At 60.1% G+C, this 14752-nt stretch carries 14 protein-coding genes; 5 read left to right on the top strand and 9 right to left on the bottom strand.

The genetic code is table 11. The features are described 5' to 3' along the window. The first annotated feature begins 18 nt into the window (after nt 1-18). Entirely contained in the window at nt 19-489 is a 471-nt protein-coding gene (locus P5706_RS13435; protein ID WP_285679522.1) for a MarR family winged helix-turn-helix transcriptional regulator, read from the top strand. Here the strand turns inward: P5706_RS13435 and P5706_RS13430 are convergent. Genes P5706_RS13430 through P5706_RS13415 form a run of 4 tightly spaced genes read right to left on the bottom strand, consistent with a single transcriptional unit; the run spans nt 486 to nt 4612 of the window. Next, a complete protein-coding gene (locus tag P5706_RS13430; protein ID WP_285679521.1) occupies nt 486-1586 on the bottom strand; it encodes an agmatine deiminase family protein in 1101 nt (366 codons plus the stop codon). The genes P5706_RS13435 and P5706_RS13430 overlap by 4 nt on opposite strands. Before the next feature lie 8 nt (nt 1587-1594). After that, nucleotides 1595-2677, bottom strand: coding sequence for an extracellular solute-binding protein (locus tag P5706_RS13425; protein WP_285679520.1), 1083 nt, complete (start codon nt 2675-2677; stop codon nt 1595-1597). After that, entirely contained in the window at nt 2674-3555 is an 882-nt protein-coding gene (gene aguB / locus P5706_RS13420; RefSeq protein ID WP_285679519.1) for an N-carbamoylputrescine amidase, read from the bottom strand. The genes P5706_RS13425 and aguB overlap by 4 nt, the downstream gene beginning before the upstream one ends. Before the next feature lie 4 nt (nt 3556-3559). Then, the gene (locus P5706_RS13415) at nt 3560-4612 is read right to left on the bottom strand and encodes an agmatine deiminase family protein (protein ID WP_200434135.1); all 1053 of its coding nucleotides are present in this window, start codon (nt 4610-4612) and stop codon (nt 3560-3562) included. A 134-nt stretch (nt 4613-4746) separates the two neighbouring features. On the opposite strand from P5706_RS13415, the gene P5706_RS13410 reads away from it, so the two are divergent. From P5706_RS13410 to P5706_RS13400, 3 genes are read left to right on the top strand one after another with little or no spacing between them, the layout of a single operon-like run. Continuing rightward, nucleotides 4747-5613, top strand: a complete 867-nt coding sequence (locus P5706_RS13410) for a LysR substrate-binding domain-containing protein (RefSeq protein WP_285679518.1) — start codon at nt 4747-4749, stop codon at nt 5611-5613. Then, on the top strand, nt 5610-6143 hold the full coding sequence (gene mug / locus P5706_RS13405; protein ID WP_285679517.1) for a G/U mismatch-specific DNA glycosylase: 534 nt from the start codon (nt 5610-5612) through the stop codon (nt 6141-6143). Before P5706_RS13410 ends, mug begins: the two co-directional genes overlap by 4 nt. A 30-nt stretch (nt 6144-6173) precedes the next feature. After that, nucleotides 6174-6776: a glutathione S-transferase family protein gene (locus tag P5706_RS13400; RefSeq protein ID WP_285679516.1), complete on the top strand. Its 603-nt coding sequence runs from the start codon at nt 6174-6176 to the stop codon at nt 6774-6776. A 5-nt stretch (nt 6777-6781) separates the two neighbouring features. Here the strand turns inward: P5706_RS13400 and P5706_RS13395 are convergent, their stop codons facing one another. Continuing rightward, entirely contained in the window at nt 6782-7549 is a 768-nt protein-coding gene (locus P5706_RS13395) for an SDR family NAD(P)-dependent oxidoreductase (RefSeq protein WP_200434139.1), read from the bottom strand. Nucleotides 7550-7687: 138 nt separating this feature from the next. On the opposite strand from P5706_RS13395, the gene P5706_RS13390 reads away from it, so the two are divergent. Then, the gene (locus P5706_RS13390; RefSeq protein WP_285679515.1) at nt 7688-8836 is read left to right on the top strand and encodes an aldose epimerase family protein; all 1149 of its coding nucleotides are present in this window, start codon (nt 7688-7690) and stop codon (nt 8834-8836) included. 1096 nt (nt 8837-9932) lie between these two features. On the opposite strand, the gene P5706_RS13385 is transcribed toward P5706_RS13390, so the two are convergent. The 4 genes from P5706_RS13385 to P5706_RS13370 form a co-directional block, all read right to left on the bottom strand. Further along, complete coding sequence (locus P5706_RS13385; RefSeq protein ID WP_285679088.1) at nt 9933-11057, bottom strand: IS481 family transposase; 1125 nt, start codon at nt 11055-11057, stop codon at nt 9933-9935. Between the two features lie 188 nt (nt 11058-11245). Next, nucleotides 11246-12250 (bottom strand): substrate-binding domain-containing protein, encoded by a 1005-nt coding sequence (locus P5706_RS13380; RefSeq protein ID WP_200434677.1) that lies wholly within the window; start codon nt 12248-12250, stop codon nt 11246-11248. A 37-nt stretch (nt 12251-12287) separates the two neighbouring features. Then, nucleotides 12288-13151 (bottom strand): SMP-30/gluconolactonase/LRE family protein, encoded by an 864-nt coding sequence (locus P5706_RS13375; RefSeq protein ID WP_285679514.1) that lies wholly within the window; start codon nt 13149-13151, stop codon nt 12288-12290. Between the two features lie 14 nt (nt 13152-13165). After that, nucleotides 13166-14746, bottom strand: a complete 1581-nt coding sequence (locus P5706_RS13370; RefSeq protein ID WP_285679513.1) for an aldehyde dehydrogenase (NADP(+)) — start codon at nt 14744-14746, stop codon at nt 13166-13168. Nucleotides 14747-14752 lie beyond the last annotated feature (6 nt).

The raw sequence follows: 14752 nt of genomic DNA, 5'->3' as shown, positions 1-14752 counted from the left end.
ATCAGAGAGTATCTGCCCTTGAAATCTGCCCCGCCTTGCTCCGAGAGCCCCAGTGCCTGCGTCAACGGTGCCGTGCGCCGCACCTCGCGCCGCCTGGGCCAGATCTATGACGAAGCATTCGCGCCCTGCGGGCTTAAAGCCACGCAATACGCGCTGCTCAACCGTATCGCCAAGGCCGGCACGCCAAAAATGGGCGAGCTGGCACAAACCCTGGTGATGGATTTGTCCGCCTTGGGCCACACGCTCAAACCGCTGGTACGTGACGGCCTGGTGGAGCTGCGCGTGGACGAACTCGACCGGCGTACCCGACGCGTGTTGCTGACCGAACACGGCAAGCGCACCCACGTGGCGGCCAAACGTATTTCGACGCAAATGGCCGAACGCTTCGATCAGGCATTCGGCCGTGAAGCGGCGGCGCAATTGCGCCAGACCCTGGACTTTATCGCCTCCGACGAATTTGCCCGCACCCTGTTGGCCAAGGACAATTAAGCCATCGGCTGGTGGTTGGTAACGCAGTGGATACCGCCGCCGCCCGCGGCAATCGCATCGATATTGAGTTGCAGCACTTTGCGGCTCGGGTAGAGCCGTGACAGCAGGTCCAATGCCTTGCGGTCCGCCTCCGGGTCGCCGAATTCGGGCGCAATTACCGCGCCGTTGATCACAAAATAATTGATATAGCCGGCGGCGAAGTCCTCGTTACCTTTGCTGAACTTGCTTTTGCGCGGGTTCAGCGGCGGCGATACGGTGTGCACCTGCAACGATCGACCGTCGGCGTCAGTGGCGTTCTTGAGGATTTCCAGGTGCGCAAGGGTGACTTTGTGGTCGTAGGACTCGGGGTCGGTATCGAGGTTGGCCAGCACCACGCCGGGCGACACAAACCGGGCGTAGAAGTCGACGTGTGCGTCGGTGATGTCCTTGCCCTTGATGCCCGGCAGCCAGATGATCTTGCGCAGCCCCAGGCGTTCCTTAAGTTCGGCCTCCACGTCGGCCTTGCTCCAGTCGGGGTTGCGGTTGCGGTTGATCCAACTGCTTTCGGTCATGATGCCGGTGCCCAGGCCATCCACTTCGATTGCCCCACCCTCGCCCACCAGCTCACTGCGAATGTGGCGCGCGCCGGTTTCTTCGGCCACCAGCGCCGCCAACTGCGCGTCATCGGCATGTTGTTGTTTGTTGCCCCAGCCATTGAAGTTGAAATCCACTGCACCTTCGCCACCGGTGCCATCGATGACGAAATTGGCGCCGGTGTCGCGCATCCAGATATCGTCCAGCTCGGTTTCGACAAAGGTGATATTGCGCGTGCCGCAGTGTTTTTCCGCCAATGCGCGCTCGTCTTCGCGACAGAACACGGTGACCGGCTCATAGTTGGCAATCGCCTGGGCGATACGGCCCAGGGCCGCTTGCACATCAGCGGTAAAGTCTTCCCAGATAGCGTCCTGGGCGCCAAAGGCGATAAAGGCTTGGCGGTGTTTTTCGCCTTCGTCGGGCATGTAGAAACGGCCTTTGACAGCGGCACGTACATGGGTGGTGAGTAAGGTCATGGCACAGACCACGCTGGCTTGTTTGATGAAGGTTCGACGGGTTGGCATGGGGGTCTCTACTTGGTGGTCGCTGTCTTGAATTTAGTCCACATGCGCATGCGCGCACGCATATCCGCCTGGGGGATGTCTTTGCCGGCAATCAACCGCTCGAAGGTGGCTGCATCCGGGTAAATTTGCGGGTTATCACGCATGGCTGCCTCCACCGCCGGGCGGGCCTTGGCGTTGGCCGTAGGGTAGCCGGTGAAGTTGGTGATGGCGGCCATGTTCTGCGGGCGCATCACGAAGTTGATAAAAGCATAGGCGTATTCCGGGTGCTGGGCGTCGACGGGAATGGCCATGGTATCCATCCATACCGTGGTGCCCTCGCGAGGGATGTGATAACCAAAGGTCACCGTTTTGCCGGCCGCATCGGCGGCGCGCTGGGCTTGGGTCATGTCACCGCTGTAGCCGAGAGACAGACACAAATCACCGTTGACCAAGTCGGTCACCGGTTGCGACTGGAATTTGCGAATGTAGGGGCGCAGCTTGAGCAGCAAGTCACTGGCAGCGGCCAGGTCTTCACGTTTGGCACTGCGCGGGTCGCGCCCCAGGTAGTTGAGCACCACGGCCAGCACTTCATCCGGTGAATCGATCAGCGAGATGCCACAGTCGGCGAACTTGGCGGCAAATTCGGGCTTGAACAGCAGGTCGAGGCTGTTGACCGGCGCGTTCGGCAAGCGCTGCTTAATCTGTGCGGTGTTGTAGGTCAGGCCGATGGTGCCCCAGGTGTAGGGCACCGTGGCTTTGTTCGAGTTGACGTAGTGGCTGCGCAACTTCTGCAAACCCGGCTCGATATCATCCAGCGCAGTGAGCTTGGCAGGGTCCAGCGGTTGCAGGCTGCCGGCGCGCATCAGGCGCTCGGCCACGGTGTCGCCGGGGAAGATCAGATCGTAGCCGCTGCCGCCGGCCATCAACTTGGCTTCCAGGGTTTCGCTGCCGTCCATCACGTCGTAGATCACCTTGATGCCGGTCTCGGCGGTGAAAGCCGACAAGGTGTCCGGCGCAAAATAGTCCGCCCAGTTATAGAGTTTCAGCGTCTTGTCATCGGCCATGGCGCAGGCGCTGGTGAGGATCAGGGCACAGCTCAAAAGCAGTCTCATGATGGGCGTCCGTCCAGGGTCAGCAGTGCGTCATACATGTGCGGGCGGCGGTCGCGGAAGATGCCCCAGGTCAGGCGTTCTTCGCGCATCGCAGACAGGTCCAGGGAGTGCACGAGTACGCCAGTGGATTCGCGATCCGCTTCGACCAGCAGCTTGCCTTTGTGGTCGCAGATAAACGACGAGCCGTAGAAATCCATTTGCAGGTTCGCATCCGTTGTCGCCACTTCACGGCCTACGCGGTTGGCCGCCACTACCGGCACCAGGTTGGCGGCGGCGTGACCGCGCATGGTCATTTGCCAGTGGTCACGGGAGTCGAGCGCCGCGCAGCCGGGTTCCGAGCCGATGGCCGTGGGGAACAGCAACACTTCAGCACCCTGCAACGCCAGGCAGCGCGCGGTTTCGGGGAACCACTGGTCCCAGCAGATACCGACACCCAGGCGCCCGAACGCCGTGTCCCAGACGCGAAAACCGGTGTCGCCGGGGCTGAAATATTCCTTCTCCTGGTAGCCGATGGCGTTGGGGATATGGGTCTTGCGGTACACGCCCATCAACTGCCCATCGGCATCGGCCACACTCAGGGAATTGAAGTAGGCATTACCGGCCTTTTCGAACCAGCTCAGCGGCAGCACCACGCCCAGTTCCTTCGCTAATGCGGCGAAACGCTTGAGCACGCGGCTGTGCTGATACTCCTCGGCCAGTGCCAAATGTTTGTGATGCTGCTCGATGCAGAAATACGGCGTGGCGAACAGCTCCTGCAGCAGGATGACCTGGACGCCCTGTGCGGCGGCATCGCGCACCAACCGCTCGGCGCGGTCGAGGTTACCCGGCAAGTCCCAGGTACACGGCATCTGGGTAGTAGCAATCGTCAATACAGTCATGGCATTACCCCTTTAACGGCCAGGCCGGTTGCTGTTGGGTGATGCAATGCACCCCGCCGCCGCCGTGGGCCAGGTGGTTGATCTGCACCGGCACGATTTCACGGCCCGGGAACGCCTGGGCCAGCACCTCGGCCGCGACCTGATCAGCCTCAATGCCATAGGCCGGCATGATGATTGCGCCGTTGGCGATGTAGAAGTTGGTGTAGGAGGCACAAAACACTTCTGCATCGGTGTCCACTGCGTCGGTGGCCTCATACAGTTCGATCAATTCGAAACGGCGGCCATGGGCGTCGGTGGCCAGTTCCAGGGCGCGACGGTTTTCGCGTACCACTTGGGCGTAGGTCGAGTGGTGATCGTGGGTGGCATCCACCAGCAGCACGCCAGGGCGGGCGTAGGCACACACGCCGTCGACGTGGCCGTCGGTCATGTCGCCAGTGACGTAATCCGGGTCGCCGGGCAGCCAGATGGTCTTTTTGATCCCCAGCAGGCGCGCGAAGACCTCTTCCATCTCGGCCTTGGTCATACCGGGATTGCGGTTGGGGTTGAGCAGCACCGATTCGGTGGTGATCAAGGTGCCCTCGCCGTCCACATGGATCGCGCCGCCTTCATTGCTCAGCGGCGTGCCGAAGCACTCCAGCCCCAGGTGATTAAGCACCCGGCGCGCCAGGCTTTCGTCCAAGTCATGGGCCGACTTGCCGCCCCAGGCGTTGAAGCGCCAGCTCACACCCGCCGCACCCTGTTGCGGGTGACAAATGAAGGTGGGACCAGAGTCGCGGCACCAGCTGTCGTTGACGGCCTCAGCGATCAACTCGATGCCAGGGCCACACAGGGCTTTGGCACTGGCCATTGCCGAAGGGTCGACAATCATTTTTACTGGCTCAAAACGTGCGATGGCATTGGCGACCCGCGCAAAATCCTGCTGCACCCATGCCAAAGTCACACCCCAGGTGCTTTCCCACAGCGCCTGGTTATGCGGCCAGACCATCCAGGTCGCCACATGATGGGACCACTCCGCGGGCATACACCAACCACTGCTTAAAATTTCACTACGCTGCATGACAAGCACCTTTGAGTTAAGTCATTGTGTTCAGTGAAAACTGCCCACGGAGTCTTGGCGCACATGCTACGTAGGCTGAAAAGGCCAAACAAACGATGGATTTTGTAGAAAACTGATTAGCGGAGCTTATCGATATGCTCAACCACTGGCCGCCCCTCGGCACCCTGCGCGGCTTTGAAGCCGCCGCCCGCCTAGGCAGTTTCCACAAGGCTGCCGAAGAACTGCACCTGACCCAATCGGCGATCAGCCAGCAGATCCGCAGCCTGGAGGCTTACCTGGAGCAGCCGCTGTTTTTACGCAGCGGGCGCAGCGTGAGCCTCACCGACGCAGGTTATGACTTCCTCAGCACCACCCAGGCGCTGCTGCAACAACTGGCGGTGGGCGTGCGGCGCCTGGGGCAGTACCGCAAACCCAATCAACTGGTGCTCAACACCACGCCGACCTTTGCTCGCCACTGGCTGCTGCCACGCCTGGCGGACTTTCGTCAGCGGCACCCGGAGGTAGACCTGTGGATCTTCAGCACCGATGAAGTGCCGGACATGGCCAGCCAGACCATCGACCTGGCGGTGCGTGACGACATCAGCTCCCAGGCCGAATGCAGCTTCAAGGTGCTGCATGCCGACCGCCTGTTTCCGGCGTGCCATCCCAAGCTGCTGTCTGTGCCTGCGGCGCAGCGCACCACGTTGCACGGCGAGCGAGAGATGGACTGGAGCCATTGGGCCGTGGAGGCCGGCATTGATGTGGGCCAACAGGACCAGGGGCTGAATTTTTCCGATCCGGGTTTACTGCTGGATGCCGTGTGCAGCGGGCTGGGCATCGGCCTGGTCAGCCAACTGCTGAGCCGCCAGGCCCAGGCCGATGGTTTGCTCACGCCGCTGGTCGAAGCCACCATTCGCGGTCCCAGTTGGGCGCTGTTGACCCACCGTGACAGTGAAAACGACCCACTGGCCCGCAGCTTTACCGAATGGCTGCTGATGCGTTTGCAGGTAGACCCGACATGAGCGACAGACTCGAAGACATCCTCACCGAGCACTTGAACGTGGTGTTCTGCGGCATCAACCCCGGCAAAGGCTCCGCCGCCTTGGGCCTGCACTTCGCCAACCGCAGCAACCGCTTTTGGCGCACGTTGCACCTGGCCGGTTTCACGCCTCATGAGATCCGCCCGCAGGAGGGGCGCACCTTGCTCGACTATCACTGCGGGCTGACCACGCTGGTGGAGCGCCCGACGGCGAGTGCGGGGGAATTGGCGCGGCATGAATTCAACGACGCCGCGGCTGCGTTTGAGCAGAAAATCCGCCGCTGCCAGCCACGCTTCGTGGCCTTTCTGGGCAAGGTCGGTTATAGCGCCGTGTCCGGCCAACGCGAGGTTGCCTGGGGGCTGCAGCCGCTGTTATTGGGCGGCGCAGCGGTATGGATACTGCCCAACCCCAGCGGGCGCAATTTGGCGTTCAGCCTGGAGCAGTTGGTGCAGGCCTATCAGCAACTGCGCGAAGCCATTGCACAGAGCAATCAAGTGCCCTTGATCTCCTGAGAGCATTCACCTGAAAGCAACGGAGGCTTCATGAAACTGGTAGGCATGCTGGACTCGCCTTACGTACGCCGCGTGGCAATTTCCCTGGACCTGTACGGCGTAGAGTTTGAACATCAGTCGGTGTCGGTGTTCAGCACCTTCGAGCAGTTCCACGCGATCAACCCGGTGGTCAAGGCGCCGACCCTGGTGCTGGACGACGGCACCTTGCTGATGGACTCCAGCCTGATCCTGGACTATTTCGAAACCCAGGCCCCCTCCGACAAGAAGCTGCTGGCACAAGCGCCTGGCGCCCGCGCCAAAGAGCTGCACCTGCTCGGGCTGGCCCTGGCGGCCTGCGAGAAAACCGTGCAGATCGTGTATGAGCATCATCTGCGCCCGGCAGAAAAACTCCATGAACCGTGGATCGAGCGGGTGACCGGTCAACTGCTGGCCGCCTATTCGTTGCTGGAAAAACACTTGGCCCAACCCACCGACGGGCCGCTGACCCAGGCTGCGCTGACCACGGCAATTGCGTGGTCGTTCACCCAGTTAAAACTGCCGTCGGTGCTCGACCACAAGGCCTTCCCCAACCTGCAACGTCACGCCGACCGGCTGGAACAGCACCCGGCGTTCAAGCGCTACCCCATCGATTAACAGGCCTAGACCCAGCCGCCATCCACAATAAAGTTCTGCGCCGAACACATTGCCGAGGCATCCGAGGCGAGAAACAACGCCATATTGGCGATGTGTTCGGGCAGCACGCTGCCGGGCAGGCACTGGCTGCGGCTGATCAGTTCCTTGGCCGCGTCATCCACCCACATTGCCAGTTGTTTGTCGGTCATGACCCAGCCGGGCACCAGGGTGTTTACGCGGATATGGCTGGGCCCCAACTCACGTGCCAGGGCCCGGGTCATGCCATGGGCCGCCGCCTTGCTGGCGGCGTACACCGGGTAACCGGCAGACGCCATCATCCACCCCACCGAGCCCAGGTTGATAATCGCCCCGCCACCGGCGCGTTTCATCATCGGCACCACGGCCTTGGCGGCAAAGAATGCGTGCTTGAGGTTGACCGCGATCAGCCTGTCGAACATCGCCGAATCAACTTCTTCCAGGGTGTGACGCACGTCGTTGGCCGCGTTATTGACCAGTACGGTGATTGGTCCCAGCGAATGTTCAAAGCGCTCAATCGCCGCCTTGTAGGCGATTTCATCGGTGATGTCGCAACACACGAATTCAACCTTGTAGCCCTGGGAATACAACAGCGCGGCCAGTCGCTCACCCTGGCTTTGCGCGCGGTCCACAAAACCCACCCTGGCACCCTGCGCGGCGAACGCACGCACCAGAAATTCGCCGATGCCTGAGGCACCACCGGAAACCAGAACGGTCTTACCCTCAAGGTCGGGGTAAACAGCCTGCTGAGTGGTCATATAAAGGTTGCCTCACTTAATTAGTCTTATTTTATTTTGCAAACAGGCCGTAAAAGGCTATAAATCTGCTGCTGCAGCGACAAAATATCGCACATTAGTAGAACTATTCCACTGAAAACAACAAAAGGAAGTTCGACCATGAAGCACCCTCGTCACCTGCTTTCCGGCCTTGCCTTGTCCCTGCTGATTGCCAGCGGCGGCGCCCAGGCTGCGGGCCTCACCAGCGAGCACAAACCCTTCGGTAAAACCAATGACGGCACCGCCGTCGAGCAGTACATCTTGCGCAACAGCCACGGCATGCAAGCCACGGTGATCACCTACGGCGGCGTGTTGCAGTCACTCAAAGTGCCGGATAAAAACGGCAAGGTCGATGACGTGGTGCTGGGTTTTGATGACGTGCAGGGCTATCAGAGCGGCACGGCCTTTTTTGGCGCGACCATCGGGCGCTTCGGCAACCGCCTGGCAGGCGGTGCGTTTGAGCTTGATGGCAAGCGCTATCAGGTGCCGCTCAACGACGGGCCCAACTCACTGCACGGCGGCGCCCAAGGATTCGACAAGCAGGTGTGGAAAGCCGAACCCGTCAAGGGCAAGGACTCGGTTGGCGTCAAGCTCAGCTACCTGTCCAAGGACGGTGAAATGGGCTTTCCCGGCAACCTCAAGACCGAGGTCACCTACAGCCTCAACGATAACAACGAACTGCATATCGACTACACGGCCAGCACCGACAAACCCACTGTGCTCAACCTTACCAACCACAGTTATTTCAACCTGGCGGGCGCTGGCAACGGCGACATTCTCAAGCAGGTCGCCACCTTGCATGCCAGCCATTACACGCCGGTGAATGCCACCCTGATTCCGACCGGCGAGCTGGCACCGGTCAAGGGCACGCCGATGGACTTTCTCAAACCCACGCCGATCGGCCAGCACATCAAGGACGAGCATCCGCAGCTCAAATTTGCCGAGCCGAAACAAGGTGGGTTTGACTTCAACTGGGCGCTCGACACCCAGGGCGAAATCAAGCAACTCGCCGCCGAAGTTCATGACCCTGCTTCTGGCCGGCGTTTGCAGCTCTATACCAGCGAGCCTGGGGTGCAGTTCTACACCAGCAACTTTCTCGATGGCACGGTGAAGGGCAAAGCGGGCAAGACGTATCAGCACTGGAGTGCTTTTACCCTCGAGACTCAGCATTTTCCTGATGCGCCGAACCAGCCCAAGTTTGCTTCGACTCGGTTGAATCCTGGGCAGAGCTACAGCCAGAATACTGTGCTCAAGTTTTCTGCCGACTGAGTGTTGGTGCAACCGGGGTGTGGACGCCGTCGTTTTTCCTTGTGACCGGGGGGATACCGGGGCGGTTTTAGGTCTGGGGTTGACTCAGGATTGCTGAGTACATATCCGTTATTTAGGTAACGGCCGCTATTGGTTCCGCTCTTACAGCGGGTCACTTTTGCAAGGACGCAAAAGTAACCAAAAGGTCCTCGCCCCAACACTCGGTGCCTCGCTATGGCTCGGCATGCCCGCAATCCGACAGTGATTTGGGGGGCCGCCGCGATGGGCCATCCTTGGCCCAGCGCGGCTAAACCGGCATCCCTGCCGGTTTACCCCCCAAATCACTGTCAGATTCCGGCCATCGTGTTTGACGGGGCGATTTCAGATCAAGATCACGATCAAAAGCGCAGATCAAAAGACCGCTGACTTCGCCAGCGAAAAGGATGTAAGGGCCGGAGCAACAGCAACAGCAACAGCAAAGCAACAGCAGAGCCATACTCGGTCAAAGGTGGGAGCTGGCTTGCCTGCGATAGCATCAACTCAGTGTACCTGATACACCGAGGTGTCTGCATCGCAGGCAAGCCAGCTCCCACAGAAAAGCACATGTTCAGAACTGCATGCGGTCAACTGTGGGAGCGGGCTTGCTCGCGAATGCGGTGTATCAGTGACAGATAAATTGACTGATCCACCGCATTCGCGAGCAAGCCCGCTCCCACATTTAGACCGCGTTGTATCAGGTAGATAGGCTTTGGCTTTGGCTTTGGCTTTGGCTTTGGCTTTGCACTTGATCTGGCTCTTGCTTCAACCACTCAGGTCGGCTTTCAGGCCGCCGTGCTGTAGATCTTGATCTTGATCTTGATCTTGATCTGAGACGCCCCGTTAACCACGATGGCCGAACGCAGGCTTGAATCCGTGGGTAACCCGGCAGGACGCCGGGTTAGCCGCGCTGGGCCAAGGATGGCCCATCGCGGCGGCCCACGGATTCAAGCCGGAGTGAGGGCACACCGAGCCTAGGCGAGGTGCCGAGTGGTGGGGCGAAGACTTTTTGGTTACTTTTGTGTCTTTATGTACGGACCGGACACATGGTGGACACATGTGCGGGGACATGGTGGACACATTATTGACCATAATCAGGCTTACTAACTTCGATAGTTCGCAAAAAATGATGGCAGAAATAGACATCGAACAGACCATCGCTTTCAGGGTTAGGGCGGATTGCTATGTGTTGCCCTGCCAGGCCTTTTGCGATGCTGAAATAGCTTTTCTGAAAGCGAAAACGGCTGTGATAAACCTTGGCTAATACGTCATCTGGTCCGTATTCAAACTCCGGTAGTTGCTGCGGATAATCCCAAGAACTGCTGCGATAACGGTCCATTGGCACCTTGTATTCCAGCGCCTGATGGGGACGTTGCAGGTTGTATATTTCACGCCATTGATCGAAAGCTAGCTGGGCATCTGCCAGTGTAGAAAAGTGACGTCCGTTAAGGACTTCTGCCTTGAGTGATCGATGGAAACGCTCGATTTTCCCATTTGTTTGCGGATGGTAGGGACGACTGAAACTTATCCGAATTCCCAAACGCACCAGCCAAATGCTCAACTCGGTGATCTCGCCAGGATTACGCGGTGAGCCCCAAGGCGCGCCATTGTCGACGTTGATACGTGCTGGTAAACCGTAAATTTCAAATACCTTGCTCATCTTCTCTTTTACGGTGGTACCTCGCTCGTTATCACACGCTTGGATGGCCAGATTGAACCGCGAATGATCGTCCAGGATGGTCAGGGGGTGGCATCGGCCTTGCTGCATTGCAAAGTGGCCTTTGAAATCCATCTGCCAAAGATCGTTGGGCTCAGGATGTTCAAATCTCAGCAGGGCCCCTGGTTCTTTATCTGAGGGTTTAATCAAGCTATGCCGGTGCAAGACATTCGTGACAGTACTGGGGGCAATTCGCTTGTCCAGCATGCTGCTAATTGTTCGTCCGCCCCATGCCGGATGATCTTGGCGAAGTGCAATAACCTCAGCCTCCAGCTCGGCCTGGGTCAGCTTGGGGCTGCTGACGGGCTTACGTGACTTCTCTTGCAGGCCTGCAGAACCGCCGGCCTCGTAGCGTTTTAGCCACTTGTAGGCTGTCTGCGGACTTATGCCGAATCGTCGGCACAGCTCTCGCTTATTACTGCCGGGTTTCTTTGCTAAGGAAACAAACTCTTCTTTTAGGCTCATGGCGTCTCTCGAGTTCCAGGGCATGATGGCCTCCCGGCGCAGTTAGCTTGCCGAGAAGTGTCCACCATGTCCCCGCACACCCGTCAACCATGTGTCCGGTCCGTACATGTCTTTACAAAAGTGACCCGCCGTAAGGGCGGAACCCTAAGTAGCCATTACCGAAGAAATGGATATGTACTCCGTCTGATCCAACCCCCCCCGCCAAGCCTAACTCATTGCCACAACCCAATCTTCGTCAGCTCTTGCTTGAAGTTCTCCCGCGTAATCAGCGTCACCTCGTCCATGGCCGTGTACTTGGGCGGCTCCGTACCTTTGGTGACCCACTCATACATCATCAGCGCAGTGTTGTAGCCCTCGATATGCGGACTAGGCAGCATCGAACCGAAAAAACCACTGTCAGCCTTTTTCAGTTCGCCAATGGCATCCGTACCATTGATGCCGATACCAATCACATTGGCCGCAGCAAAACCGGCCGTTTCCGTAGCGCGCACGCCACCGAGCACCGTGTTGTCGTTCATACCACCGATAATCAAGTTCTTGGCACCGCTGGGCAGCTTGACCAGTGCCGAGTTGGTGGCGTCCATACTGCCCGGTACATCGAGCGTCTTGGCCGCGGTGAACAGAATATGGTCTTTAGGAAAACCAGCATCTTCCAGCGATTTAACCGAACCGTCAGTGCGCTTTTTACCCGTGTCCAGTTCGTTAAAGGTATTGATCACCGCATAGGTGTCCTTCCAATCCCAACCGCGTTTTTTCGCCTCCGCCGCCATCGCCGCGCCCTGCTTCTGGCCCACTTCAAACGCGGCCATGCCCAGGTACGGCACGTCCTCCATGAAGTTGCCCTTGGCATCAACGAAGCGATCATCCACCGCAATCACTTTCAGGCCGTTCGCCTTGGCCTTGGCGACGATAGCCGGGCCGAGTGAGACGTCCGGCGGGCAGATCACAAAGCCCTTGGCGCCGTTGGCCGCCAGGCTGTCGATGGCTGAGAGGGTTTTCTCGCCATCCGGCACGGCGATCTTGATCACGGTAAAGCCATGCTCCTTGCCGGCTTTTTCGGCAAACGCCCACTCCGTCTGGAACCACGGTTCTTCAGCCTGCTTGACCAAAAAACCGATCTTTACGGCTTCAGCAGCCTGCAGCAGGCTGCCCAAGCTCAGGGCCGACACCGCCACAGCGGCGCAGCACAGGGAACGCATACCTCGACGACGATTCATACGGGTGACTCCTTGTTATTGTTTTCAGGTCTTGGGTTTATCCGGCAAAGCGGTGACAGGGGGTGCCCGGCACATCGACCTCGATGGCCAGTACCGCGCCATCCAGCGGGTGATCGAGTGGGCTGGCGGCGCTGGTGATGTAGAGGGTGGTGAGGTTGGGGCCACCGAACACGCAACTGGTGGGGCGGCTCACGGGCAATTCAATAATGCGGTCGACCTCACCCGCCGGCGTCAGGCGCAGCAGGCAACTGCCATCCCAACGGGCGTTCCAGATATAACCCTGGCCGTCCATCGCCGAGCCGTCCGGGCCACCACGCTCATGCGGGCCGAACCAGACCCGGGCAGGCTCGAGTTGGCCATCTGGCTTGACCGCATGCCGGTACAAAGTGCCGTCCAGGCTGTCGCCAAAATGCACGTGCGCGCCGTCATCGCTCCACACTAAGGTGTTGGGAATGCCCAGCCCTTGCAGCAGCGGCGTGACATGCGCGTTGGCATCGACGCGAAACAGGCCGCCGCTACGCCGCGTGATGGGCAAGTCTTCACCCTGCTCGCCAATGTTGTTCTGCATGGTGCCCAACCACAGGCGGCCCTGGGCGTCGCAGCGCGCCTCATTGCCACGGTTGCCCGGTTGCGGGTCGGCCACGCACAACAGCGTGAGGGCTTCGGTTTCCAGGTTCAGCCGGTACATACCGCTGCTCAGCGTCACCAGTGCATCCCCGCTTTCACAGGGAATGAAGGCCGAGACGTGCTCGGGCAACTGCCAGATCCGCAACTGCCCGCCCATCAGGCGCAGCGCCTGTTTGCCGGCGATATTCACCCAATACAGCGCCTGGGTCGGCACGTCCCAGAACGGGCCTTCGCCCAACTGCGCACGGTGCGCAGTGACTGCGGTACACGACATAAAACCTCCTGGTGTTACAGCGGGTCGCGCGATGGCGTGCCATCCACCAGCCGCTGGATGCGCAACGGGTTGGCGTTTTTCAACGCGTCGGGCAGCAGGCTATCAGGGTAATTCTGCAAGCACACCGGGCGCAGGAAACGGTCGATGGCCAGGGTGCCGACCGAGGTGCCTCGGGCATCGGACGTTGCCGGGTACGGGCCGCCGTGAACCATCGAATCACACACTTCCACGCCGGTCGGGTAGCCGTTAAGCAGGATGCGCCCGACTTTCTGTTCCAGCAGCGGCGTCAGTTCAGCGAACTGCTGCAGGTCGGCCGATTCAGCAATGAGCGTCGCGGTGAGCTGACCATGCAAGCCGTGCAAGGCGGCGCTGAGCTGAGCCTGGTCGGCGACTTCGACAAATACGGTGGTCGGGCCGAACACCTCTTCCTGCAACACCTCATCACCGTCAATCAGCAAGCGCACGTCGGCCTTGAACAGCTGCGGCTGCGCCTGACTGCCCACTTGAGCGCTGCCCGCCAGGTGTTGGATGCCAGGGTGCGCCAAGAGTTTTTCCAAGCCTTTGCCATAACTGCCCAGGGTGCCGGTATTGAGCATGGTTTGCGCCGGCTGTTCACCGATCAGTTGCGCCACCTGTTGGGTAAACGCGGTGAACTGTGGCGAGGCAATACCGATCACCAGGCCAGGGTTGGTGCAGAACTGGCCACAGCCCTGCACCACCGAGGCGGTGAGGTCGCGGGCGATGGTCGCGGCACGGGCGTGCAAGGCCTGGGGCAGCACAATCACCGGGTTGATGCTCGACATCTCGGCAAACACCGGGATCGGCTGCGGGCGTGCCGCCGCCATATCACACAAGGCACGGCCACCCTTGAGCGAGCCGGTAAAACCCACGGCCTGGATCGCCGGGTGCTTGACCAGCGCCTCACCGACGCCGCCACCGAAGATCATGTTGAACACCCCCGCCGGCATCTCGGTGGCCTCGGCCGCACGGATGATTGCATCGGCCACCCGCTCAGCCGTGGCCATATGCCCGCTGTGGGCCTTGAACACCACCGGGCAGCCGGCCGCCAGCGCGGCGGCGGTGTCGCCGCCGGCGGTGGAAAATGCCAAGGGGAAGTTGCTCGCACCAAATACCGCCACTGGGCCGAGGCCGATACGGTATTGGCGCAGGTCCGGGCGCGGCAGGGGTTGGCGCTCGGGCAAGGCTCTGTCGATGCGCGCGCCGTAAAAGTCACCACGACGCAGCACCGTGGCGAATAGGCGCATCTGGCCGCTGGTGCGCCCGCGCTCGCCTTTGATGCGCGCAGCAGGTAATGCCGTTTCGCGGCAAACCAGCTGAATAAAATCATCCCCGAGCGCGTCTAGCTCATCGGCCACCGCCTCCAGGAATTGCGCCCGGCGCGAGGCACTCAAGGCCCGGTACGCGGGATACGCGGCAGCAGCGGCTTTGGCGGCGGCATCCACCTCGGCGGGCGTGGCCTGATAGAAGTGCTGAGGCAAGGCCTCGCCGGTACTGGCATCGACGCTTTCAAGAGTGATGCTGCCCTGGGCGCTGCGCTGGCCGCCGATGTAATTGTGGCCGAGTAACGGATTCATGCTGAT

The organism is Pseudomonas sp. ChxA (assembly GCF_030263855.1).
GTDB classification, from domain to species: Bacteria; Pseudomonadota; Gammaproteobacteria; order Pseudomonadales; family Pseudomonadaceae; genus Aquipseudomonas; species Aquipseudomonas fluorescens_CB.
The sequence above is the reverse complement of the archived record's forward strand: the minus strand, read 5'-3'. Positions and strand labels throughout refer to the sequence as shown.